The 840-nt window shown below is 72.9% G+C and carries 1 protein-coding gene; it reads right to left on the reverse strand.

Going from position 1 to position 840, the window contains the following annotated elements; translation table 11 throughout:
* Positions 1 to 840, reverse strand: an 840-nt coding sequence (locus RI841_RS04575) for a 2-oxo acid dehydrogenase subunit E2 (RefSeq protein ID WP_310704396.1), incomplete at both ends; no start/stop codon positions are given.

The following is an 840-nucleotide window of genomic DNA, read 5'->3' on the forward strand; positions in this document are numbered from 1 at the left end:
CCGTCCTCGAGGGCGGTGACCAGGATGTAGCCGACGATGGTGACGACGGCCGCGGTGAGCTCGGAGCTGCGTAGCCGGTCCTGGCGGGCGCGCGTCAGGAGGTCGCGTAAGGCAGCCATCATGGCGTCTGGTGAAAGTCGGTCGGCGTCGTGCAGCGCCGGGGCCACCAGCCCTCCGCCGTGCAGGGCGATGGCCACCCCCAGGTGCACGCCCTCGGCCGGCTGGAACGCGCCGTCGCGATACCAGCCGTTGAGCTCCGGCACCGCCTGCAGTGCCAGCGCCACAGCGCGCAGCTGAAGCACCGGGAAGATCAGCCGCCCGGCCACCGGGCGCTCGGCGTTATGGGCCTCGAGCCAGGCCAGGGCCGGCTCCACGCAGAAGGTATTGCCCAGATAGTAGTGGGGGATCTCGCGCTTGGAACGGGCCATGCCGGCGGCGATGGCCTTGCGCATGGCGGCGTGGGCATCGCTTGCAGAGGTTCCCCGGGAGGAAGGAGCGGTCGGGCCATCCTTGGCTGCCCGGGACGCGCCTTCGATATCGTCCAGGGTGATGCTGCCGTCGGCACCGCTGCCGCTCACGGTGGCTGGATCGAGGCCCAGTTCGGCGGCCCGCTTGCGCGCGGCCGGGGAGATGCGCAGCCGCCCGCCGGCGGTCGTGGCTTGAGGCGCTGCCGGTGTTGGCGGCGGCGAGCGGTCGGGCGCTCGCGGTGAAGGCGGCTGGGGAGCTGCCGGCGTGGGGCGCTCGACCGACGCCTCCTGGCCGGCGTCCTCGCCCTCGCCTTTTTCGCCCTCGCCACGGATCACCGCCAGCACCTCGCCCACCGGGACCTTCTGGCCTTCC

Origin of the sequence: Halomonas sp., from assembly GCF_031581305.1 — a bacterium.
GTDB lineage: Bacteria > Pseudomonadota > Gammaproteobacteria > Pseudomonadales > Halomonadaceae > Halomonas.